This is a genomic window from Streptococcus sp. CL9.43, from assembly GCF_049737935.1.
Classification (GTDB): domain Bacteria; phylum Bacillota; class Bacilli; order Lactobacillales; family Streptococcaceae; genus Streptococcus; species Streptococcus infantis_I.
The window spans coordinates 60,197-84,774 of sequence record NZ_JBKOTS010000004.1 but is presented as its reverse complement, the minus strand read 5'-3'; the positions used below and the strand labels follow the sequence as shown (position 1 = coordinate 84,774).

Annotated in this window: 22 protein-coding genes; 9 read left to right on the top strand and 13 right to left on the bottom strand. The window is 40.5% G+C overall.

Translation table 11 applies throughout. The features are described from left to right. The first annotated feature begins 1 nt into the window (after position 1). On the top strand, positions 2-874 hold the full coding sequence (gene sdaAA / locus ACLNCS_RS07315; RefSeq protein WP_004251056.1) for an L-serine ammonia-lyase, iron-sulfur-dependent, subunit alpha: 873 nt from the start codon (positions 2-4) through the stop codon (positions 872-874). Positions 875-897: 23 nt separating this feature from the next. After that, positions 898-1,530, top strand: a complete 633-nt coding sequence (locus ACLNCS_RS07310) for an HAD hydrolase-like protein (protein WP_424848030.1) — start codon at positions 898-900, stop codon at positions 1,528-1,530. 105 nt (positions 1,531-1,635) lie between these two features. Here ACLNCS_RS07310 and ACLNCS_RS07305 read toward each other — a convergent pair whose 3' ends face one another. From ACLNCS_RS07305 to ACLNCS_RS07285, 5 genes are all read right to left on the bottom strand, one after another. Further along, positions 1,636-2,100: a DUF805 domain-containing protein gene (locus tag ACLNCS_RS07305; RefSeq protein ID WP_254804316.1), complete on the bottom strand. Its 465-nt coding sequence runs from the start codon at positions 2,098-2,100 to the stop codon at positions 1,636-1,638. A gap of 157 nt (positions 2,101-2,257) precedes the next feature. Then, entirely contained in the window at positions 2,258-2,611 is a 354-nt protein-coding gene (locus tag ACLNCS_RS07300; protein WP_424848027.1) for a DUF805 domain-containing protein, read from the bottom strand. Between the two features lie 153 nt (positions 2,612-2,764). Then, positions 2,765-3,118, bottom strand: coding sequence for a DUF805 domain-containing protein (locus ACLNCS_RS07295; RefSeq protein WP_004251045.1), 354 nt, complete (start codon positions 3,116-3,118; stop codon positions 2,765-2,767). A gap of 157 nt (positions 3,119-3,275) precedes the next feature. Continuing rightward, entirely contained in the window at positions 3,276-5,126 is a 1,851-nt protein-coding gene (locus ACLNCS_RS07290; RefSeq protein ID WP_424848025.1) for a polysaccharide biosynthesis protein, read from the bottom strand. A gap of 78 nt (positions 5,127-5,204) precedes the next feature. Continuing rightward, positions 5,205-6,035: a glycosyltransferase gene (locus ACLNCS_RS07285; RefSeq protein WP_414312430.1), complete on the bottom strand. Its 831-nt coding sequence runs from the start codon at positions 6,033-6,035 to the stop codon at positions 5,205-5,207. A gap of 218 nt (positions 6,036-6,253) precedes the next feature. On the opposite strand from ACLNCS_RS07285, the gene ACLNCS_RS07280 reads away from it, so the two are divergent. The 7 genes from ACLNCS_RS07280 to ACLNCS_RS07250 all read left to right on the top strand — a co-directional run bounded on the left by ACLNCS_RS07280 (position 6,254) and on the right by ACLNCS_RS07250 (position 12,959). Further along, positions 6,254-7,420 (top strand): CynX/NimT family MFS transporter, encoded by a 1,167-nt coding sequence (locus ACLNCS_RS07280; protein ID WP_424848022.1) that lies wholly within the window; start codon positions 6,254-6,256, stop codon positions 7,418-7,420. Between the two features lie 528 nt (positions 7,421-7,948). Beyond that, the gene (locus ACLNCS_RS07275; RefSeq protein WP_424848020.1) at positions 7,949-9,445 is read left to right on the top strand and encodes a gliding motility protein; all 1,497 of its coding nucleotides are present in this window, start codon (positions 7,949-7,951) and stop codon (positions 9,443-9,445) included. A gap of 41 nt (positions 9,446-9,486) precedes the next feature. Next, positions 9,487-9,912 (top strand): hypothetical protein, encoded by a 426-nt coding sequence (locus ACLNCS_RS07270; protein ID WP_178895589.1) that lies wholly within the window; start codon positions 9,487-9,489, stop codon positions 9,910-9,912. Positions 9,913-10,083: 171 nt separating this feature from the next. Further along, complete coding sequence (locus tag ACLNCS_RS07265) at positions 10,084-10,410, top strand: PadR family transcriptional regulator (protein ID WP_049526196.1); 327 nt, start codon at positions 10,084-10,086, stop codon at positions 10,408-10,410. After that, positions 10,397-10,990 (top strand): DUF1700 domain-containing protein, encoded by a 594-nt coding sequence (locus tag ACLNCS_RS07260; protein WP_424848017.1) that lies wholly within the window; start codon positions 10,397-10,399, stop codon positions 10,988-10,990. The genes ACLNCS_RS07265 and ACLNCS_RS07260 overlap by 14 nt, the downstream gene beginning before the upstream one ends. Continuing rightward, the gene (locus ACLNCS_RS07255) at positions 10,983-11,891 is read left to right on the top strand and encodes a DUF4097 family beta strand repeat-containing protein (protein ID WP_424848015.1); all 909 of its coding nucleotides are present in this window, start codon (positions 10,983-10,985) and stop codon (positions 11,889-11,891) included. The genes ACLNCS_RS07260 and ACLNCS_RS07255 overlap by 8 nt, the downstream gene beginning before the upstream one ends. 87 nt (positions 11,892-11,978) lie before the next feature. Beyond that, positions 11,979-12,959 (top strand): DUF6574 domain-containing protein, encoded by a 981-nt coding sequence (locus ACLNCS_RS07250; protein WP_424848013.1) that lies wholly within the window; start codon positions 11,979-11,981, stop codon positions 12,957-12,959. 103 nt (positions 12,960-13,062) lie between these two features. On the opposite strand, the gene ACLNCS_RS07245 is transcribed toward ACLNCS_RS07250, so the two are convergent. From ACLNCS_RS07245 to ACLNCS_RS07210, 8 genes are all read right to left on the bottom strand, one after another. Further along, the gene (locus ACLNCS_RS07245) at positions 13,063-13,923 is read right to left on the bottom strand and encodes a DUF4299 family protein (RefSeq protein ID WP_414254575.1); all 861 of its coding nucleotides are present in this window, start codon (positions 13,921-13,923) and stop codon (positions 13,063-13,065) included. 121 nt (positions 13,924-14,044) lie between these two features. Continuing rightward, positions 14,045-15,031 (bottom strand): oxygen-dependent tRNA uridine(34) hydroxylase TrhO, encoded by a 987-nt coding sequence (gene trhO, locus ACLNCS_RS07240; RefSeq protein ID WP_004251023.1) that lies wholly within the window; start codon positions 15,029-15,031, stop codon positions 14,045-14,047. A gap of 293 nt (positions 15,032-15,324) precedes the next feature. Then, a complete protein-coding gene (locus tag ACLNCS_RS07235; RefSeq protein ID WP_049494436.1) occupies positions 15,325-16,809 on the bottom strand; it encodes an ABC transporter substrate-binding protein in 1,485 nt (494 codons plus the stop codon). A gap of 106 nt (positions 16,810-16,915) precedes the next feature. Beyond that, a complete protein-coding gene (locus tag ACLNCS_RS07230; protein WP_424848010.1) occupies positions 16,916-17,836 on the bottom strand; it encodes a carbohydrate ABC transporter permease in 921 nt (306 codons plus the stop codon). Positions 17,837-17,849: 13 nt separating this feature from the next. Continuing rightward, positions 17,850-18,779: an ABC transporter permease gene (locus ACLNCS_RS07225; RefSeq protein ID WP_006149056.1), complete on the bottom strand. Its 930-nt coding sequence runs from the start codon at positions 18,777-18,779 to the stop codon at positions 17,850-17,852. A gap of 202 nt (positions 18,780-18,981) precedes the next feature. Next, positions 18,982-20,862: a beta-N-acetylhexosaminidase gene (locus ACLNCS_RS07220; RefSeq protein ID WP_424848008.1), complete on the bottom strand. Its 1,881-nt coding sequence runs from the start codon at positions 20,860-20,862 to the stop codon at positions 18,982-18,984. Next, the gene (locus tag ACLNCS_RS07215) at positions 20,856-21,725 is read right to left on the bottom strand and encodes an ROK family protein (protein ID WP_414272980.1); all 870 of its coding nucleotides are present in this window, start codon (positions 21,723-21,725) and stop codon (positions 20,856-20,858) included. The genes ACLNCS_RS07220 and ACLNCS_RS07215 overlap by 7 nt, the downstream gene beginning before the upstream one ends. Before the next feature lie 84 nt (positions 21,726-21,809). After that, complete coding sequence (locus tag ACLNCS_RS07210; protein ID WP_424848006.1) at positions 21,810-24,455, bottom strand: alpha-mannosidase; 2,646 nt, start codon at positions 24,453-24,455, stop codon at positions 21,810-21,812. Positions 24,456-24,578: the final 123 nt, after the last annotated feature.

Sequence of the window (24,578 nt, the reverse complement as noted above, 5' to 3'; positions counted from 1 at the left end):
TATGTTTTACTCTATCAAAGAATTAGTCGAACAAGCCGAACTTGATTTCCAAGGAAATGTTGCTGAGCTCATGATTACTACTGAGTATGAGCTAACTGGTCGTGAGCGAGAAGAAGTTCTCCTCCTCATGGAACGTAACCTCGAAGTCATGAAAGCTTCCGTCGAGCTTGGTCTCAGCGAAAAGAAATCTCGTAGCGGTTTGACTGGTGGTGATGCAGCTAAGCTCGACCACTACATCAAAAAAGGAAAGACCTTATCAGACTTCACTGTCTTGTCTGCCGCCCGTAACGCCATTGCCGTTAATGAGCACAATGCCAAGATGGGCCTTGTGTGTGCGACACCAACTGCAGGTAGCGCAGGTTGTCTTCCTGCAGTTCTCACATCTGCTATTCAAAAGTTAGATTTAACGCATGAACAACAACTAGATTTTCTCTTTGCTGCCGGTGCTTTTGGGCTCGTCATTGCTAATAACGCTTCTATCTCGGGAGCCGAAGGAGGCTGTCAAGCCGAAGTTGGATCTGCCTCTGCCATGAGCGCTGCTGCCCTAACTCTAGCTGCAGGTGGAACTCCTTATCAAGCGAGTCAGGCTATCGCCTTCGTTATCAAAAACATGCTCGGTCTTATCTGCGATCCCGTTGCAGGTTTGGTTGAAGTCCCTTGTGTTAAGCGTAATGCTATGGGGGCAAGTTTCGCCTTCATCGCAGCTGATATGGCTCTAGCCGGTATCGAATCAAAAATCCCGGTTGACGAAGTCATTGATGCCATGTACCAAGTAGGCTCTAGCCTCCCAACTGCCTTTCGTGAAACTGCCGAAGGTGGTCTCGCAGCCACACCGACAGGCCGTCGCCTTCAAAAAGAAATCTTCGGCGAATAATTTCAAGATTACTAGGAGAATCAATGTCATCTCTATCAGCCATCTTTTTCGACTTAGATGGAACCCTTGTGGACAGCTCTATCGGTATTCACAATGGCTTCACCTATACTTTTGAACAACTGGGAATTCCTAGTCCAGATGCAAAAACCATCCGTGGTTTTATGGGACCTCCTTTGGAAACTAGTTTCGCTAGTTGCTTACCAACTGAGCAGATTGAGTCAGCTATCCAGCTTTATCGCTCCTATTATAAGGAAAAAGGAGTCTACGAAGCTCAGCTCTTTCCACAAATCAAGGAACTACTCACTGAACTAGCTCAACAATATCCTCTCTATATCACGACAACAAAAAATACTCCGACAGCAGTCCATATGACAGCTAATTTTGAAATCGATCATTTCTTTGACGGCATCTATGGTTCAAGTCCGCAAGCAGTGCATAAGGCAGATGTCATTCGTCAAGCTTTGGCAACTCATAAATTGGATCCAGAAAAAGTGGTCCTTATCGGAGATACTAAATTTGATATGATTGGCGCCCAAGAAACTGGCATTAAAAAACTAGCGGTTACTTGGGGATTTGGTGACGAGAAGGACCTCATGACCTATCAACCTGACTGGGTTGCACATCAACCGGCAGACATTTTACATCAACTACAATAGAAGATTTAAACAAAAGCACTCCAATTAAATTGGAGTGCTTTTTTAACTTGTTGATAATAAAATACAAGAAGTCCAAAACAGATTCAACCGTAAAACAAGAATCTCTTAGTTCTTATCTGATTCTTCGAACGGTGTATCTTCGATGGCTTCTTCATTTTTGACTGCTTGAGATTCACTATAGTTTACCACTTCAGTTTCTTTTGTCGGCATAGCGAAAAGAATCAAAAGAGCTATCCCTCCCATTGGGGCAAAGCGAAGGAAGATAAAGGCCCAGTGGAATCCGGCATCACGCAAACGGCGAACTGATAAAGCCAAAGTCGGTACTAAGATTGCTAGGTAGAAAACTGCATAAATAATAGCAACTAAACCAAAAACCATGAAAATAGCCTCGCTGGCTGAATCGCTCACTGAATCCATCACAGTACTAAGATATACAATGTAGAAATAGATAATCCAGAAAGGAATAGAAAGGATGAGGTTTCCTAGCCAAACCCACCAGAAATCTGGACGCGTCGAACGACCGGTGAACTCTGCATAATTCTTAAAAAAATTCTTATACGCGTTAATCATATGATACTCCCATTTTTTATTTTATCAGTAGATACTAAACTGTACAGTTATAGAACACTCCCAAATCTAGTAAAAGGCCTGGGAGTGTTAGCCAATTATTCGACAAGACTGAAAATTCTTCGTCCTTGTAGCATTCTTCAGATAGTTGAACTTATATTTAATCCTTTGTCGGCATAGCTAGGAGTATCATAAGAGCGATACCTCCAACAAATGGAACAAATGCTACGAAAATGAGTGCCCAATGGAAACCAGCATCACGCAGACGACGAACTGTCAATGCAAGTTGAGGCAAGAAAAGTGCCAGACCAAAAATGAAATAAATAAATATGAAAAGACCCAAAGTCGTAACAGCAGCTTCGCTATCTGGATTTGCTATTGCACTACCGTAGACTATGTCAAAAGGAATAGAAAGGATAATGTTTGCCAACCCAATCCACCAGTAATCAGGACGTGTTGAACGTCCAGAGAAATCTACATAACCTTTAAAGAAATTTTTAATTGCGTTAATCATATGATACTCCCAACTTTTATTTTATCAGTAGATACTGTACAGTTATAGAACACTCCCAAATCTAGTAAAAGACCTGGGAGTGTTAGCAAATTATTCGACAAGATTGAAACTTCTTCGTTCTTGTAGCATTTTTTCAGTTAGCTGAACTTAGTGTTAGTCCTTTGTTGGCATAGCTAGGAGCACCAAAAGTGCGATACCTCCAACCATTGGAATAAAAGCAACGAAGATGAGCGCCCAATGGAAACCAGCATCACGTAGACGACGAACTGTCAGTGCTAGTCCAGGCAATAAAACTGCTAGTCCAAAAATGAGATAGACAAATCCGATTAAGCCCAAAGTCATAATAGCAGCTTCGCTATCTGGATTTGCCATTGCAGCACCGTATGCCATGTAGAAAGGAATAGAAAGGATAATGTTTGCCAACCAAATCCACCAGTAATCTGCGCGAGTTGAACGTCCTGAAAAATCTACATAACCTTTAAAGAAATTTTTAATTGCGTTAATCATAAGTTACTCCCTAATTTTTTATTTACTATAGTTTACCATATCTGTTCAATAATAACAAGTTTGTTCAAAAAACTCTGAAAGTCTCTCGAAATCTAGAAAAAAGATACTATCCGCTCTTTCTCATAAACAGAAGTTGCAGATAGTATCTTATCTATTTTTAGTCAGCATGTGTTGTTTCATTAGCAAAAGCTATGATTGCTCTCTTCAATTCAGAACCTTGCAAGGTACGGAACTCTTCAATCTTCTGATTGATCATCTCAAGAGGCATTACATTTACTTTACCAACAAAGATTTTGTCCATTACTTGATTGTCAACTAGTTCAGTTGATACAAGCAACTCTTCGTATAGTTTTTCACCTGGGCGAATACCTACTTCTACGATTGGAATTTCATTTTCAGTATGGCCACTGAGTAGAACCATTTTCTTAGCCAAATCGTAAATGCGTACTGGTTTACCCATATCAAGGATAAAGACTTCTCCATCCTTTGCATAAGCGCCCGCATGAATCACCAAGCGACTAGCTTCTGGAATGGTCATAAAGTAACGAGTCATTCGGAAGTCTGTCACCGTTACAGGCCCACCTTCAGCGATCTGACGTTCAAAAACAGGAATCACACTACCACGGCTACCGAGTACGTTACCGAAACGAACCGCACAATAGGTTGATTGGCTACGTTGATTAAATCCAGTGACAATCAACTCAGCCACACGTTTAGTTGCTCCCATTACGTTTGGTGGATTAACGGCCTTATCTGTCGAAATCATGACCATTTTTGGAACTCGTGCGGCGTCAACTGCCTTAGCAACATTATAAGTCCCAAGGATATTATTCTTAAAGGCTTCTTTTGGATTGCGTTCCATCATCGGAACATGTTTATGAGCTGCAGCATGGTAAACAATCGCTGGTTCGTACTGTTCAAAAACTTGAAGCAAACGATCGTAATCTTGAATATCGGCAATGACAGGAACAAAGTCAATTCCCTGGAATTTACGAATCAATTCATGGTAAATCAGATAAATAGAGTTTTCGCCATGACCGAGCAAAATGACACGTTCAGGATTGAATCGACTAACTTGACGGCAGATTTCTGAACCAATCGAACCTCCGGCACCAGTTACCAAAATCGTTTTATTAGTGATTTCAGAACCCAGGCGTGATTCATCGAGCTGAATCTCTTTACGTCCCAACAGGTCCGTGATATCAATTTTCTGGAAACCACCTACTTGAGGCTGGATACCTTGCACAACTGACTCAATCATCGGCATTTTAAAGCATTTTACACCGATACGGTTACACATTTGCAGGATTCGTTCATATTCAGATGGATCTAGAGACGGAATCGCAACGATAACTTTTTCAACTCTGTAGCGTTTAGCCAATTCTGGTAGATCATCATAAGAACCCAAGACTGGGATTTTCCCAAGCTTTTGTCCTTTTTTCTTTTCATCATTATCCAAAATCCCAACTAGTTCAAGGTCACTAGTAGGATGTTGATAGCTGTTCATAAAGAGCGCGCCACCATCACCAGCACCAATCAAGAAGGTACGACGGTGTTCTCCATCTCCGTTTCCCTTTTTTCGTCTTGAGTAAATCAACTGCCAAGTGATACGAGGAAGTAGAATCAAGAAGGTAGTTAATAGGATAAAGAGTACGATAAAGCGGATAGAAAAGAGTGGCAAGAAAGCATAGCAGATCACATAAGATAAGATACTACTGATAGTTACTCCGAAGAAAATCTTCATGAAATCTGTTATTTTGCTATATCGACTAATACTAGCATTCAACCCCCAGAATCCAATTATCAGTTGGTAGAAAAGGAAGGTTAGACCTGTGTAAATGACATAGTCTACCGGGGCTGGATTAATCAAGCCATAAAATAGAATATAGGAAACAATAATTGATAAGACCATACTGGCAATATCAAAAAATCCCCAAAATATTTGTTTCTGTTGTTTATTTAATACTTCAACCAGATCAATTACGTAATCTGTTATTTTTTTATTCATGTGAATGGTATCCTCCTACACAGAATCACATTTTCTAGCAGTGATAAGATATAGTTTTTAAATCCTATCAGCTAGACATTACTTGCTTTTTCTTAGAAGTTTCAAAAATATAAACTGTCGCACAAATCCTGGACATAGGGCAACGATAACTTGGATTAAAACACTTTTCAGATATTCGCCATAAGAAATCTGTCCACGATCGTACATTCTCTTTCGTGCTTGGCGATAGAGTTTGAGATAGCGAAGGCCACCACGACGTTCAAACATCCCAGCTCCCACGCGCACCTTACATAGAATTTGATCCACATTTCCAGTTCGAGCTCCTGCACTAATCATATTGAGCCAGAGAAGATCATCTTCCATATAAAGGCCATCCTCGTAGTTACCAGCTTTGAGCACCATTTCTTTTTTGAACATAACCGTCATATGATTAAAGGCACTTCTCATACGTTGGTAGGCAATAATATCCTCATGCTTAGTCGGTACACGACGGTAAGACACGATCTCGTCAGGTTGGTCGATAAACTCTGCGATATGACCACCTAGCAGGTCCAAGTTTTCTTTTTCCATCAATTCGAACTGTTGTTCGAAACGGTCTTCAACAGCAATATCATCTGTATCCATACGAGCAATGACGTCATATTGGCACTGTAAGACACCGTACTGAAGCGCTAAACCTAAGCCACGATTTTGCTCAAGTGGGCAACGTTTGATTGGAATACTTGACTGTGCTTCCAATTTCTCCAAAACTTGATACAGTTCAGGTGTCAGCGGACCATCTTCGACGATTACCACTTCGCTAGGTTTGAGCGTTTGATGTATGATACTCTCTACCGCCTCTTCTAGAAAGACTGGATTTTCTTTAACATAGACTGACATCAGGACGCTAAATTTACGATTTTCAGACACAGTAGTTCTCCAATGTATAGATTTTCTTTCACTATTTTATCACAATTTTTCAGACTTTCCTATTTTTATTTGAATCCCAGAAAAAAACTAGTAAATATATTGTCCTTATTTTCTATGATTTCTATCGGCTACGTAGCGAATCACGTCAGGTCAACTTGACATCTTTAGGAAAAAAAATTAAAATAAGCTGTTATCAAAATCAGCTTATTGAGGTCCACATGAAAAAACGATCACTCTTTTTTATTCTAGGAATTATCTTAATTGGAGCGGTCTTAAGAGCTCCTTTCACAGCTTTGCCAACTGTTTTGGGAGATATTGCCCAAGGTTTAGGAGTTGAGGTCAGTTCACTTGGTGTTTTGACGAGTCTTCCTCTCTTGATGTTCGCCCTTTTCTCCTCTTTTGCGACCCGTTTGGCTCAAAAAATTGGACTTGAGCACCTTTTCACCTATAGTCTTATCGTCTTGACCGTCGGTTCAGTGATTCGTATCTTCAATCTCCCTCTGCTCTATCTGGGAACCTTACTTATCGGAGCAAGTATCGCTATTTTCAACGTGCTTCTTCCTAGTGTCATTCAGGCAAACTACCCGCAAAAAATCAGTTTTCTGACAACACTTTATGTGACTTCTATGGGGATTGCAACTGCCCTCTCCTCTTACATCTCTGTCCCTATCACTCAAGCTACTTCTTGGAAAGGTTTAATCCTTTGTCTAAGCCTTCTCTGCTTGCTAACCTTCTTCATTTGGTTACCCAACCATGGGTACAACCATTTTCTGGAAGGGCATGAGAAAAAACAAAAGAAAGAGAATATCTTAAAAAACAAGCAGGTTTGGGCTATCATGATCTTTTGCGGTCTCCAATCCTTACTCTTTTACACTAGTATGACCTGGTTACCTACCATGGCAATCAGTGCTGGTTTATCTCACACAGATGCCGGTCTTTTAGCTTCTATCTTTTCTCTGACTAGTATCCCCTTCTCCATGACCATTCCAAGTCTAACGACTCGTTTGTCCAATCGTCACCGTCAAATCATGTTAACAATCGTCTCTCTGGCTGGAATGCTTGGAATTGCTATGCTTTTATACCCGAGCAACAGTTTCCTCTACTGGTTGGTGGCCCATCTCTTAATTGGTACTGCCTGTAGCGCACTTTTCCCCTATCTCATGGTTTGCTTCTCTATCAAAACAAGCTCACCTGAAAAGACGGCTCAATTGTCTGGACTTGCCCAGACCGGTGGCTACATTTTGGCAGCCATCGGCCCAGCCCTCTTTGGTTACAGTTTTAACTTTTTCCAATCTTGGGTCCCAGCCGTACTGGCTCTTCTAATTATTGATATCATTATCATTATTTCAGTCTTTATAGTGGACCGAGCGGATAAAATCCTTTAAAAGGTTGAAATTCAACTCAACGAGAAATACTTTTCAAGTCAGACGGATGTCTGGCTTTTTCTTTTAAAAATGTTTGATAAGACTCTTCACAAGACTTCCCTGAATCCTAAACATGCTATAATATACCTATGATGGAAACAACTATACAATTTATCTCTCAATTGAAGGGGACTGTTTTGCCCCTAAAAACATCCATGTAGATTCCTCTATCTTTTTAAATGATATACCATAGTTACGCTATTTCAACTTTTTTACTGGTATCCTAAAAAGTAAGGACCCAACTTCAATCATTAATCTGATAAAGCTAGAATATCTAACAATCAAACCTTCCAAGGAGGTTAACCTTTTGCATCATAAAATCCTTCAATTCCCAAAATTGAAGGATGGTTCAGTCATTGAGGAACCAGAAATCTATCTAAAATAAAATCTTAAAGAACTTTACTTGTTTTAACTCAATTACAAACAAGTATTTGTTTAAAAGTCTAAAAAGACTATTGAAAATGTAGTAACATTTAAGGAGAAATTTATATGCTATCAAAAGCAGGGGACGTCTATTGTGTTTACAATACCCATCTAAAAAAATACATAGCTTGCCAGATAACCAAGATCGAAGAGGGGGAGAAAAAGCCTCAGGCTGTCCTGCTGTCATTAGACTGGTCAGGAGAAGAACCTCTTAGAGAAGAAGAACTATCTTTCTTAAAGCCACTGTACATTGATTTTATGTACTGGGATAGAGGCTTGCATCTGAGTAATGTTGATATTCATGTGCCGTCAAATTATATTTTTATTGGGAATACAACACCATTAACAACCGAAAGCACAAACACATATGCTATGTTTTGGGGGAATGGTTACGATATTTATAGGCAACTGAAATGGCAAGAAATCCCAAAAGAAAAAAGAGATTTATTTAAGAAAGCAGATAAAAGCAAGGAAAAGGTTTCATTTGCAGGAAATGAGTATCGTATTTCTAAACACAATATCAATGACGAGTGGACGCCTTTTGAAGACGCATTAGAATTAAAAGTCTTTCCTTGCTTATCTAAGTTGGCATTAACTAAATGGCACAAAAATATATATGAGTATTTGCAGTCGACTCCTTTTATTACAGAACTAGTTCTTGAAAAGCATGGACAAACAAAACTGGATTTTTCTAAGACATCCATACATCGACTTTCCATTGATTTGACAGGTGTAGAGGAACTTATATTGAATGATGATCTGGAGGAGCTACTCTTATTAGGAGACATGAGCGACAATTGTCAGATACTTGTAAAGGATCATGGAGCCAGCTTACGATTACAACTTGATAGTTCTCTGCCTAAGGTACTGGGATTAAAGGATTTGGGAGCCATCCATTGTTCTAACATCCTTGAAATAGACTTTGCACAAATCTTGAATAACTATCCAAATCTTAGGGAATTAAGATTGTGGGGGAAACCTGGTCATATTCTTAATTTCCATAAATTATCAGAGTTCAAAGAGTTAGTCAATTTTTCAACTGTTGATTTGTTTGGCTTTACTGCAGAGGATATTCCCAAACCAGAAGATTTACCTCGATTAAGCATGTTTTGGATGAGCAGCTTACCAGAAGAGGCCGCTAAAGTGGCCAAAAAATATTATAAAAAACAGCAGGACAAGGGACTGAATCTTTGGATAACAAAACCGAGAAAAGCTGAATGGCTAGCCCAAAACCTAGACAATCCATTTCGCTCATGGGATGGTCAAGAGAATATTTCAACCGCAAACGCAAAAAAAGCAGCCTCTCTATATAGAAAGACTAGAGCAAGCCTTATAAAGCTTCTAGAAAACCCCAACGAGGACACTATGGAACACATAGAAGCCCTCATAAGAGAATATACTCAAGGTTTCAATAAAATGGACAAGCGTAACTGTTTTATTGAAACAATCGAGAGAGAGGATATCTATAGTGCCCTAGTTGAGATCTTAGATTTACTACCTGAAGATTTAGGGATGGACAAAGAAAAATTTATAGAAATCTTTGATGAGCTAAAAGATTTTTAAATGAGAAGCCTTTCTAGTTCATTCTTGAAACGGAGATTATCATGACTAACTTTATACAAACTATCACAGTCGAAAATCGGCAGGTCGACAAAGAAAATTACTTTACAATTGGCTACTCTCCTGAGATAGAAAAATCTTTACTGTGTGTTTATATTTCTTGGATTGCTGGTTATGAACGCTATTACCAGTTAGATGATGGAGATTTGGCTCTCTTTGAAAGCAAACGAGAAGCATTTCTCAAAAAATATGAAAAAGAAATCAAGGCTTATCGGACTGAAAGATTGATTGGTTCTGGGGCTCTGAGGGATTACAATTTTAGTTCTTTGCCTGAGAATATCCTAAAAAACTTGGATAGCTATCCTCCATTTAACGGATATGTCTATCAAAACGGCATCCTCTGTGCCAAAATCAAGATTGAAGACAAGTATTTTTATCTTCCGCCCATTTATGATGAGGATTACAGATAAGCATTGCCTCAAAGTAATGCAAAACAGCCTCCAATCTTCTAGTTTTTACTAGGAGATTTTTATATATAAAAATTTTACACATATTACTTGACAGGGCTTTCATTTAGATGTATGATGTATGTGTAGAATAATTATATATAAAATTTTTACATACTAAAAAGGAGGTGCCCCATGTATTTTCCAACATCATCGGCCCTGATAGAATTTCTCATCTTGGCCATTCTAGAACAAGGGGATTCCTATGGTTATGAAATTAGCCAAACCATTAAACTCATCGCCAAAATTAAGGAATCTACCCTCTACCCCATCTTGAAAAAACTGGAGACCAACCGCTATCTGACTACATACTCTCGTGAATACCAAGGTCGGATGCGCAAGTACTACTCCTTGACAGAAATTGGAGAGGAGCAACTATTTGTCCTTCGAGAAGAATGGACACTCTACACTGACACTATCAATGGCATCATAGAAGGGAGCATTCGCCATGACAAGAACTGAATATTTGAATCAGCTTGAAGCCTATCTGATGAAGCTTCCTCAAGCTGATCGCATCGAAGCCATGGATTACTTCAAAGAACTCTTTGATGATGCTGGTCCTGAAGGCGAGGAAGACCTAATAGCTAGCCTGGGAAGTCCAAAAGAAGCTGCCCATGATGTCCTGACTACACTTCTTGATAAAAAAATCAACGAAGAAAATTCCAATAAGAACAACCGTCAGGTTTTACAAATCGCTATCCTAGCACTTCTTGCGGCTCCTATCGGAATTCCTGTTGCAATTGGAATTCTCATGACTATCATCGGAATTTTTATCGCAGCAATCAGTGTACTGTTGGCCTTCTTTGCTGTATCAGTGGCTGGACTAATCCTAGGAGGCGTTCTCCTATTTGAAAGCTTCTACGTTCTGGCTGAATCGACATCTGCTTTTGTGCTGATTTTTGGAGGAGGTTTATTAGCGATTGGGGCTTCGTCTCTAGTCTTACTAGCAACTTCTTATGTGACCCGTTTCTTTGGATTACTAGTCCTTCGACTTATCCAATGGATTCTTAATAGAGGAAAGAGAGGTGAAAGACATGCGTAAATGGACAAAAGGATTTCTTATCTTTGGTGTTGTTACTAGTATCATTGGTTTTTCCATGATGATCATCGGGATCCAAACAGATGGTGTCAGAAGCCTCCTTGCAATGTCTCAAAATCCAGTATTTGAAAGTCGAATGGAAGAACTCGTTTTTGATCAAGATATTGAAAATCTAAACATGTCACTGACAGAACATTCGTTAGTCATTAGAGAATCTAGCGATGACAAGATTCACCTTCAGTATCATCCAACCATCTCTGAAAAAGAAAATCTTCAACACTCTATCAAAGAGAAAAGTCTTGAAATAACTGACACCAAGTCAACTACACGTCGCTCTATAGGTTCTAGTATCGAGGGTATTCTCTATATCGCAAGCGGAATTTCTAGTCGCAATGATGAAGTTGTTCTCTCATTACCAAGAGGAAAAGACTTAAATAATCTAACTGCCCAGGTAAACCATCGTATCCTTTCAATTTCCAATGCAAAAATCAACAATGCCAAGATTCTGTCAAATGGCTTTCTTCTTCGTATCACTGATAGCGAGATTAAAAATAGCCAACTGACTACAACTGGAATTGTCAATGTATTTGAAACCAGTCTAACAGATAGCCGCATCCAAGCAGATCATGAACATATCGAGGCAGACGATATCCAAGTGCATGGTCGAGTGGAATTCGAGGCAAGAAAAGATATCTCATTCGAGTTATCTCAAAAGGAACTTGATCGAATCAATGTTGAGTTTTCTGCTGAACATGGTGATATCTATCGTTGGCATCGAGACAGACGTGACATACCTACGGGAGGTAGTAAAGGTGAAGCATTAGCTAACCCTTACAAAACAGAAAAAAAAGATACGCAAGATCTCCTCGTCGCAAAATCGAATCAAAGTATCTATTTCCCATAATAAGGTCGCATGCTTTCTTATAGAAATCATGAATAAAGACAACTAGTAGTTACTACTCAAAAATTAATCAAAAAAGGGAGGTCTATTATGACTCAAGAATGGTTTGAAAGTGCTGATTTCGAAAAAACAGCCAACAATGATAAAAAAGATAGCCCATCCGACTCAGTTCTCCTTGAAGAAGATTCAGAGGCAAGAGAAGAGGCGCCAGTAGTTGAGGAAAATCCTCAAGCCAATCCTGAAAATCAGGAAACTGACCTAGAAAAAGTAGAGGCTGAAGAAGAAGAAACTGAAGAAGCTGAAGAAGAACTGGTAACAAAGACAGACAAGTCAGAAGAACCTGTTGAAGAAGTTTCTCAGACAAGCAAACCTTTAACCAGCAAATCTTTGGAAAGCCCATTTTTACCAGACCCTACATCTACAAAAACTGCAATCTTCAAAGAAGAATTGGCTGATTTTTGGATTTGGTTACAAGGTGCCCTTAAAGAACCGACAGCAAGTTTCGATACAGATAAAAAACACAGTTACACTGCTTTTGCGCTCCTAACTATCTTTTCTGCCACGAGTTTCCTCTTTACAGTTTATCACGCCAAGCAAGGCTACTACGGCCGCATGGCAGCCATCGACTCTAAAGCTCTCCAGCATCTCCCTTCACTAAATCTCTTTTCTATCTTCTCCATCCTGGTAGCGACAAGTTTGTTCTTCTTCTCTATCCTCATGGGTGGATTTGTAGTCAAACGTTTTGTCGATCAGGACAGTGATTGGACATTGGAAAGAGCCTTTCAAGTACATAGCAGACTCTTGGCTATCCCAATTCTCTTGACAGGTATTGCTAGCTTCTTTGCCTTCTTTAACGGTCTACGCTTTGCGGCTCTTCTCTGCCTCATTAGTATGGGCATGGTTCTACTTGGTAACCTCTATATCATTTCAAGACCTAGCAAGGACAGTCAAGTTGACTCCTTCTATCGTCTCCTCTTGGCATTCCTAGTCAACGGTGGCATTCTATTTCTATTCTTCCTAGCAGAAATGGCTCTTGTTTTTGACTATCTTCGAATCCTTGCTTTTATGTAAGATAAAATCCTGTCACTCTTGACAGGATTTTATCTTACATAAAAAGCAGACCAAAAATCTGCCTTTTCACATTATTTAAAACCAATATCTTTCATTTATGCCTCTAGTTACCTTTTACTAAGTTCTCAAAATCTTTCCCTAAAACAGGGCCTACTTCTACTTGGTTAGCATCTAAGTCCTGATAAAGTTCTTTTGGCAAAGCTTCTAAAAACGCTTGATAATCCAGTCTAGCTACTGCTTCATAGTCTTCTGGTTTTGAACCATCTCCAGAGATTTTCACCAGGTCAATCTCCCATACAAGCTCCTTGCCTACTAACTGTTCAACGTAAGGTGCTGGAATCACAGGTTCTTTTGGTAAGATAGTTTTTACTCCCTGAGCTAGGTGGTAGATACCATGAACCTTACCTTCTCCATCTGGATAAAATTTTGCGCTGGCAGGGTAAGCATCTGAACCTTGAACCTTCTTGACTAACTCTTCAAAACGTGTCAATCCATCTTCTTCTAGGAAACTCTCTAAATCCTTCTTATCAAAGTAAACAGGTGAAAGAATTCCTTGGCAGAAGGCCATACGAGCAGCCTTATCCGCTAGATAGCTCTTGACAGTTTCTTGGAAATAGTTTTCCAAGTCAAAGTCTGCCAAGCCTTCAACTGCTTCACCAACCTTGCTAGACAAAGCCCGCAAGAGCCCTTCTACAATCTCCCAATCAGCTCTTGTAATCAAGTCAGGAATGATGACTTGATAGCCTTTTTGAGCATCTAGATATCGAACTTTAAAGAGAAATTGAGACTTACCTACGATTCCACACTCGATATACTCAAGGCGATTGAGAGGTTGACGGAGGTAGACAGCATCATAACTATGCGACTCTAGGCCTTCTACTAAGCCTAAAATTGATTTGGCCGTAAGAATCTCCTGTTGTCCTAAAATACTTTGTTTATTTGGAATAAAAAATGTCTTCACCATAATGGTCTCCTTTGAAATCGTTTACATATAGTATACACCATTTTCCTGAAAGATGCAGAAACAAATTTAAGATTTTTTGGTCAAAAGCATAGAAAAACAGCCCCTAAGGACTGTCTGACTTTTATACAACTTCAGAATGATCCAAGTTCTCACCAATCGCTGCTAAACGCTCGATGACTTGGTCTTGCGTCAATTCATGTTCTAAAACATAGCGATTACGTGGGTGAACACGGCACTCGTGCGAGCAGCCACGGAGATATTTATCTTCGTTGTCTTCTGATGCCAAGATACGGCGGTTACAGAAAGGATTACCACAGTTTACATAGCGTTCGCACGGTGTGCCATCAAACCAATCTTTCCCTACAATGGTTGGATTAACATGGTTAACATCGACTGCAATACGTTCATCAAAGACATACATTTTCCCATCCCAAAGTTCCCCTTGAACTTCTGGATCTTTCCCATAAGTCGCAATTCCTCCATGCAATTGACCGACATCTTTGTAGCCTTCACGGACCATCCAACCTGAGAATTTCTCACAGCGGACGCCACCTGTACAGTATACTACGACACGTTTATCCATGAATTTTTCCTTGTTATCACGAACCCATTGTGGCAATTCACGGAAGTTGCGGATGTCTGGACGGATAGCCCCACGGAAGTGTCCAAGGTCGTACTCATAGTCATTACGAGTATCAAGGACCACTGTATCTTCATCTAAGAGGGCTTCTTTAAATTCTTTTGGTGACAAGTAAGCACCTGTTGTTTCAAGAGGATTGATGTCGTTATCAAAGTTATCATCCTCTAAACCAAGGTGAACAATTTCCTTTTTGTAGCGAACAAACATCTTCTTGAAGGCTTGCTCACTTTCTTCGTCAATCTTGAACCAGAGGTCTTCCATACCTGGGAGGCTGTGAACGTAGTCCATGTATTTTTGCGTTGTTTCGTAGTCACCAGAAACAGTTCCGTTGATCCCTTCGTCAGCCACTAGGATACGGCCTTTGAGGCCGATTGATTTACAGAAAGCCAAGTGGTCAGCCGCAAATTGTTCTGCGTTTTCGATGGGAACATATTTATAGTAAAGTAAAACTCGAATATCTTTTGACATTTGCTTCTCTTTTCTAAGATTAAATTATCAGAATTTTTCATTCAACTATACCAGTATACTCTCCCAAGAAAACGAATGCAATTTATTTGACCGAAAAATAAAAAACAAGACTCATTTTCAGATCTTATTTTAATTAAATATTCGATGAAGAAAACTTAACAAAAAGATATCCATGGCCTGTCTTGAATAAAATACCTATCATGATCCAAAAAAGAATCACCACCCCGTCTGGAAAACTCCAGACAAGGCAGTGATTGCATCTTTTAGGAATGAATACACGAAATCAATCTATCTTAAGATTTTTTGTTTTTCAAGAATTCGTCGTATTGTTTTTGCATTTCATCCAATACTTTTTGGTAAGCACCTTCAGATTTAAGTTTTTCCATCAATTCTGGAATAGCTTTTTCTGGGTCTACAGTACCAGTGTTGATAGCTGTATCGAATTGTTGCATAGTGTTAGTAATAGCTGAGATTTCAGATTTCACGTTGTCAGTGTTGAAGATGAATCCAAGCGCTGGAGATTCTTTTGCAGTTTCCAAGTCTTTCTTAGATTGTGCAATTTGTTCATCTGTAACATTTTCGTTGATGTAAAGGATCCAGTTGTTACCAGTGTTCCATCCTGACATGTGAGTGTTTCCTTTGTATCCGTCAAGGACTTTAACACGGTTTTCTTTACCTGCAACTTTTTCCCAGTTCTTGCCTTCTGGTCCATAAACAAGCCCGTTCAAGAGTTCTGGGTTAGTGTTCAAGAGGTTCAACACTTCCATTGCTTTTTCTTTGTTCTTAGAGTTGTTTGAGATTACAAAGTTTGCCACTTGAGTTGTTTGGTTTTTCTTGATGAAGTTAGTAAATGGTTTGATTTGGATGTCTCTGTTAGCAACACGAGAAAGCAAGCTGCTACCGTAGTCAGCTGGTCCTACTGTTTCTTCACGAACAAACCAAGTATCTTGAGTAAGGTCATATGAAGTTTCGCTAGTTGCTACGTCTTTTGGAATGTATCCTTCTTCATAGAATTTGTGAAGAGTCTTCAAGTGTTCTACGAAACGAGGAACTTCGTAACGGTTTACGATCTTAGTAGTGTCACCTTCGAGATCGATGACGAATGGAAGACCATTTGCAACTGGGTAGTCAAAGTTTTCTGATGGGATAAAGTTTTTACCAACAGCGAATGGCATTACGTCTGGAGCTTTTTCTTTGATTTGTTTCAATACTGGTTCAAGTGTTTCGTATGAAGTTACACCTGAGATATCGATTCCATATTTTTCAAGAAGCGGGCCGTTGAAAGCAAAGTTTTGTGAAGATGCAACGTTAGCTGCAACTGGAACAGAATAAATCTTACCGTTTATAGTGTTACCTTTGATGTAAGCTGGGTCAAGCGCTTTGTAAAGCTCAGCACCTTCTTTCTTGTACAATTCTGTCAAGTCAGCATAAGCACCTTTTTGAGCGTTTACAACGTAGTTATCTGCAAATGCGATATCATAGTTTTCACCTGATGATGTGATAACTGACATTTTCTTACCGTAGTCACCCCAACCAAGATATTGGATGTCTAATTTAGCACCAACTTTTTCTCCGATGATTTTGTTTGCATTTTCTAGCAACTCATCCAAGTTATCTGGTTTGTCACCGATTTGGTACATTTTGATAACAGTTTTGTCACCTGAAGCTGAGTCAGCAGCTTTTTGGTTGTTACCTTTAAGGTTTCCACAAGCAGCGAGGCTAGCAGCTAAAGCTACAAGGCTAGCAGATGCAAAAGCATATTTTTTCCAGTTTTTCATGATAAAAACTCCTTTTTTTATTTTTAAATTTAAAACAATTTTAGTGATCTACTTTTCAACATAGAAAAGTTAGATAGGGTAGAGAAAGCTTGTTTCTCAGTGTCTCTTATTCTTTAACACCACCGATAGTTAAACCTTTTACAAAGTAGCGTTGGAAGAATGGATAGAGAATCGCAATTGGAACAGTCGCAACTACGACCATGGCCATACGACCTGTTTCTTTTGGTAGGGCAACTGCAAGTTGTCCTGACATCCCAACTGACTTAGCAATGTAATCCATGTTGTTTTGAATTTGCATGAGCAAATATTGCAATGGATACAAGTTGTCACTCTTGATGTAAAGAAGGGCATTGAACCAGTCGTTCCAGAATCCAAGTGCTGTCAACAGTGTGATAGTTGCAATCCCTGGAAGAGAGAGTGGTAAACAGATTTGGAAGAAGATCCGCGCCTCGCTAGCACCATCGATACGAGCTGATTCGAGGATTGCTTCTGGAATGGTTTTCTTGAAGAAAGACCGCATCAACATGATGTTGAATGGCGATAGAAGCATCGGAACAATCAAGGCCCAAATAGTATCACCCAAGTGAAGTAACTGAGTTACCACAATATAGCCTGGTACCAAACCAGCATTGAACAACATACTAAGAAGAGCAAAGATTGTAAAAAATTTGCGATACTTAAATGTTGAACGTGAGATGGCATAAGCGTATGTTGTTGTGATGAAGACGTTTGTCAAAGTTCCAACAACTGTTACAAAAGCTGAGATAAAAAGCGCTTGTAAGATTTTGTCTTTAAACTGAGCCAAAAACTCAAAACCATCTACACCAAACTTGGAAGGGAAGAAACTATATCCATATTGAACAATACTTTTTTCGTCTGTAACTGAAATAATGATTACGAAGATGAAAGGCAAGATACAAGAGAAGGCCAGCAAACCAGATATGATACTAAAGAAGATATCTGCCTTTTTGCTGAAGGAGTGTATGCCAACATTATCAATTTTTTCTTTTTGAATTTTTTTTGCCATATGCTCCTCCTTTCTAGAATAGTGCTGAGTTAGGATCAACACGTCTTGCAAGCAAGTTTGATAGGATAACCAGAATCAAACCAACGACTGACTGATAGAGACCGGCTGCCGAAGCCATACCGATATCTGCTGTTTGAGTCAATCCGTTAAAGACATAGACGTCCAATACATTTGTTACACTATAGAGCTGACCAGCATTGTGAGGGATTTGGTAGAAGAGACCGAAGTCTGCACGGAAGATATTTCCGACTGCAAGGATGGTCAATACTGTCACAAGCGGTGTCAACTGAGGGATGGTTACGTTACGGATACGTTGCCATTTGCTAGCACCGTCCACTGTCGCTGCTTCGTAGTAAGTTGGGTCAATACCCATGATGGTTGCGTAGTACATCACACTACTGTATCCAAAGCCTTTCCAAATACCTAGGAAGAGGAGAAGATAAGGCCAGATACTGATGTCAGCGTAGAAGTTAATTCCCTTCATGCCAAGAGCTTCCAAGGTGTGGTTAATAAGCCCTTTATCGATATTTAGGAAAGCATCTGTAAAGAAACTGATGATAACCCAAGATAGGAAGTAAGGAAACAACATAGAGGTTTGGTAGATTTTAACCATTCTCTTAGAGCGAAGTTCACTAAGGATAATGGCGATACCAACTGACACAATCAAACCGATAAAGATAAATCCAAGGTTGTAAAGGACAGTATTTCGAGTGATGACAAAGGCATCTTTCGAACTAAACAAGAATTTAAAGTTATCTAGTCCGACCCATTTACTATTTATAATACTGTGGACGAATCCTTCACCAGTCATATGGTAGTCTTTGAAGGCAACCACATTCCCAAAAACTGGAATGTAGAAGAATAAAATCAACCAAATTGTTCCTGGTAAAACCATTAAGAGAAAAATCCAATTATCTCTTAAAGTTTTTGAAAACTTATTCATAATTTCCTCCCTTTTTATTTTTCTAAAGCTTCATAATCTCACATTTTTAGATTTGATAACGTTTACAAAAATAGTATACTCTTATTTTTAGGACAGTTTAAACTACAAATTATAGAAAAAACTCCACAAATTATTTTATGTGGAGAACTTTTTTATATAAGAATAGGTTTCACGGGAAACACTCTGCCTGAATAGAGTTTTTCTAGGTCGTATAAATAGTCGATGCTGTCGCAATAGTATGCCACTGATTAGCCGTTGTAGCTGCGAAGTCCTTGTCTGCGTAAAAGTCAGTAAATGGAAGAATTTCGACTTCTAATTCTTCGATGCGGTCAATTTGACCAGCCAAATAAGCCTCGATACGGCTTTCTGCTCGCTTGATTCGTTGCAAGAGCCCACCCATACGGATATCTACTGTATCCAAACCAAAGACCTTGTTTTCTTTCAACCATTGCTGGCTAAAGAGCTTGTGGAAAGTTTCAATCTGGCTTCTGAGTTTTGGCAATTCTTCCCTAGCAATTTGTTGCAAGCTCTCTTTATCACCTGTTTGATAGGCTTGACGAATGCGTCGTCCCACATCAACCTTGCCACTTAAAATAGCATTCAACTGGGCCTGAGTTTCGAAAAGATAAGCGTAGACTCCAGCTTTTTCTGTAATGTCAGAAAGAGTCTCAGCTGCCTGAGCAAAGTGAGGCTTATCCTGTTCAGGAGTCATGTGCTTATCAAGAATTGGGCAAAGAACATCCTGATAAAAGACATAGCGGTTAGGGTTGATACCATGTATATTACCTGGCAGGTCTGGTAAGAGGTTGGCAAGGTCAAGCTGCATAAAGTCCTCAACGGATAGACCTGTATTGGTTTTGAAATGTGCAGACAAACGGTCTAGGTCATTGCGGTAGCAGAGTTCTGCCCAAATTTGCAAGCTCGGTAAGATAGAGAATTGGGCTGTTTCACCACCATTATCTGCCCATCCCGTCACGATGACTTCCTTGATCTGATTGGCACGGCAGGCTTTATTGGCTTCAATAGCTACTAAGCGGCTAAATTGGTTGTGGGGCGTAAAACCAATCCATTTCCAAGCACCACCTGCAAAGGCAATATCCTGGCTAATCTTGTGGTGGTTACCGAAGTTTCGGTTGTATTTTTCTTCGCTATCCTGATAATAATCCCAGTAAACCAAGGTCACACGGTCTTTTAGACGGTCAAGATAAACACGAGTTTCTTCTGGAATTTCGACATCACGGTCGTACTGGCCATCTGCTGACATGAGTTTGAAGAACATATCGCTCCACATCTGGCAGTGGAAACCATACTTGTCTGCAATATCCAACACACGCTCCAAGTGTTGGCACATGAGGAGGCTACGATCAACTACACCGTTTAGGATAAGGTAACGTCCCAAACCAACCAAGTGGGCTTCGTCCATGCCGATATTGACCTTGCGTGTTTGTAGTTTAGACAAAGTAGCAAACATACCGTCAATCAGATCGTAGACTTTTTCTTCACCGATGAGGAGAATATCCTCTACATCGCGGAGTTGCTGGACTTCTTTAACACCCCATTTGACAAAGGCAGATAAGTGAGCCAAGGTCTGGATGCATGGGACAAAGGTCATGTCAAACTGCTGGGCGTATGCTTCAATTTCCTGTAACTCTTCAGCTGAATACGCTCCACGGAAATAACCAAAGTAAGGTTGCCCCTCAATCTGATAGGTGTCTTCCATATAGAGCTCAAAGGTTGAATAACCCATGAGAGCCAAGACTTCAATCATCTGTTTGGCAGATGCGACATTTATCACGGCATTTCGCGAACAGTCCGCCATATAGGCTAAATCTTCATAGGCCGCCTGCTCTTCAATCTCTACCTTGTCCCCTTCTGCTAAAGCTGTTGCTAGCACAGATAAAGCACGGTAGAGTTGATGAGGTTTACGGTAGGTCAGTTGATACTGCCCCTTATCACCCTTGATAGAGATAGAAGCTTGGTCAGATTGAGCGACTGCCACCTCTACATCTGATAGAGAAATGTGACTTTTTAATACTTCGATAGCTTGCGCTTGTTTGGAACTAAGTCCTGTAAAACTTACCATTGGTTTTCCTCCTGTAACCAGTTGACAAGGGCACCGTAGAGATTGGCATCTGCCTGATAGGTGCAAGCTTGGATCACTGGCGCAATTGTATATTCTTCATATCTTTCCACAAAGGTGTCTACTGCTTTTTGCACCCCTTTGATAAAATCTGGGTTCTGACTGATAGAGCCACCTAGGCTAATCACATCTGGATCAATCAGGTACTGGATATTGAGCAGTCCTTGAGCTAGATTACGATTCATCCGCTCAATAGCTTCCTGGCAAAGAGTATTGCCGGCTGCCGCCTCTTGGTAAACCTTTCGGCCATCCCAGTCTGACTGACCTGATTTTTCAATTACGTAGCGAACCATGTTTCCTGTAGAAGCTAGTTGTGACCAGTTATTGAGTTTTTCTGCTGGTTCGATAGTAGTCATGTAACCAAACTCTCCACCCAAGCCATGGCGACCACGGTGAATTTTGCCATTGATAATCATGGCCCCGCCAATCCCTGTGCCAATGACAACACAAGCTGCATTTTCAATCTCAGGATGAGCCAGCAGTTCACTAAGTCCAACACAGTTGGCATCATTTTCTAGATGGACAGGGAGTTGGTGATGAGCAAGGGTCTCATACCATGAAAAACCATGGATATAAGGAATGGCACTAATTCCCTCAATCACACCTGTTTCTTGATTGACCGCTCCTGGAACACTCATAGCAATCCCACGATAGTCCTGTTCTGATAAGCATTGGTCCAACCAAGCCAACAAATCTTCTAGAGTTTCTGGAGTTGGGGTGCTGGTCTTATCTAAAATCTTTCCATCAGGAGTTAGACTAGCAAACTTAATGCCAGTCCCTCCGATATCAATCGTTGCAATGGTCATTGCTTTCACCTGCAAAAAGGAGCGAATCAGCAGTTGTTTCTTACTTTTTCGCTCCTCCTTTCTGTTTATGTTTACTTTTTGAAATTAAATTTCTTCTTTTTGAATGAGTTCTGTACGAATTTCCTGTGGTGCCAATAGTCCTGAATGGACTGGGTATGGGCGTTCCAACAAGTCAAGAATGGTTTGTTGTTTTTCAGACACACGGATATTTTCTTGACTCATATTGTAGTAACGAAGGACATAACCTTCTTCATTCTCAGCCACCTTAAAGGCTGTTGGGCAGACTTGTGGCAAGTTCAGTGCCGGATGGTTAAAGAGGCTACCCGTTGCTGCAACGCTACCCTCTTGTTTTGCAACTTGAAGAGCTGTAAATGGCACCTGGAAGGCTTTGGCACGACGGAAAGCTGAGAAGCGTTCCCCTGCTTGGTGACATTCTACTGCAAATTCAACTTCGATATCACGCAAGCACTGAGCTTCCGGTGTTGGGAAGTAGCCCCAGTCACCTAGCTCACCTGAAGCACGCAGAAGGGTTACTGCGATTGTGTCGTCTCCAAGGATTTCGTATTCGTGCAATCCTTTATTGGATACGGTCACTCCTTTTACATCATCATACAAGCTGACAAAGGCTTGTTGGTGTTGTGGATTTTCAGGATTTTCCCAAGAAGCTGCTGGTTTATTTGGCCGTGTCACAACTTCATAGATGCTTTCCGAGTCATTGCTTGGACGAGTGTTATGAGTCTTCACCAAGAGACGAATACGGTGATCCTTAGCAGTATTGGTAAAGCTCGTCTTGAAGCGAATTTGCGGGTCATCCACAAAGACGGTCATCACTGTTTCAAGAGGGATGGTTGTCACCTCTTCTGAACGACCTGCGTCTCGGTTCATAAACTCAATAATGCCTCTTTGCTCCGCATCCAATTTTTCATCTGCACTGACTGGAATGGTTAAGTCATGCTTGAGCAAGATTTTGGCATAACGAGCATTGTTTTCCAAGATTTCATGGCTTTTCAGCTCCGCATAGATTGGCTCGGTTCCTTTTGGTTGGAAGTAAATATACTCATTTCCAATATCCCCACGATCCTCGAATTGGATGAAGTCTTCGTAAGCTTCGTTAGTCGTCTTATCGTAAAGGGTCAAGCCATCATCAATACTGAGAGTTACGAATGGTGTATCGAGAACCCCATTTTGGTAAATCCCATCATGATGGGAAGCTTTTCCTTCCAGAAGCTGGAAGGTGGTCCAAGAAAGAGGTGATAGGTGAACTGGAACCGTCACGCGCACTTGACGCGCAATATAGGGTTGGCGAAATTTATCCTTAGGTAAGGTATAGCCAAAGCTTGCCCCCAAGTCTTCAATCTCAGCTTCTACAAGATGCCCATCTAAATCCTCTACATGATAGTCTGGCAAGGTCAAAGCGGCCATTTTCTTGAAGCCTTCTGTCGGGTGCAATTCCTTAAATGGACAAACCGCTACATCGACAATCGTACTGACGGTATCCACCTTGCCATGCAAGCCAGTGTTCATAACCGTAAAGAGATGCTCACTCTGGGCTTTCTGAGTCGCGAGTTTCTCTTTCCATTCGTTCAAAAGGTTGGTTTTGACGAAGTTTCCGACTTGATTGACCTTGGCAAAACGAACTTCCATTTCACGGTGAACTTCGTCAATACTACAACCACAGATACTATCGTGCGGTGCATTCTGCAGAAGTACTTTCCAAGCGTAGGTCAATTGATCCTTGTGGTTGTGTCCACCAGTGATAATGGTTAATGGTTCCACTACTTGCTCCAGCAAGTTGCTATTTTCTTGGAAGGCTTGTTTGAGATAAACACGTGAAGAAGAGGTATTGGCAAGGGTGTACCAGCCATCCGTTTCCTGGCTAGTCAACTCACCTGTGACCGTTGATAATTGTTCAGGAAGGGCACTTTCCACTGCTTGGACATATTCGTCAAATGAGCTATGAATAAAGGTCACGTCAGGGAAGAGTTCGTTGGCCACGCGAATGGCTTCACTCAGATTTCTCTGAACAGGCTGGTGGTCACAGCCGTTCATCATCAACCATTGGTTGGTCGATGCATAGTCACGAACGTCTGCTAATTTTTGCTTCCAGAAAGCCAAGGCTTCGTCTTTATCCACTGGAATTTCATTCCCGTTACTGTACCAGTTAGCAAAGAGAATACCGAGGACACGGCTACCATCAGCCCCTTGCCAGTACATCTCAGAAAATTGAGAGGTAAACTGTTCATCTTCAAGGACTTGGTTATCAAATCCGATTGGCTTGACACCGCGACCAAAGGCTGCTACGTGAATACCTGATTTTTGAAGGATTTGAGGAGCCTGCCCCATATTTCCAAAGGTGTCTGGGAAGTAACCAATTTGAGTAGATTTGCCCCATTTAGCACATTCCGCTTGTCCAATCAAGGTATTGCGGACGTTAGCTTCACTGGAAATCAAGTAATCATCCTGCAAGATATAGAATGGTCCAATCTTCAATTTGCCTTCGTCGATATAACGCTGCACCTTGTCACGGTTTTCAGGGCGAATTTCTAAATAGTCATCGAGGACAATGGTTTGTCCATCTAGGTGGAAGCTCTTGAACTCAGGATCATTTTCAAACAGATCAAACAGATTGTCAAAAAGTTCCACCAATTGCATACGGTGACTTTCAAAAGGTAGATACCACTCACGATCCCAGTGACTGTGAGAGATGATATGTACAACAACATTTTCCATGAGTAAAACCTCATTCTAACTTAAATTTAAAAATATATTTGTGATTCTTTCCTAGAATCAGTTGAGCGAAAACGTGCTCCTTATACTCAATGAAAATCAAAGAGCAAACTAGGAAGCTAGCCG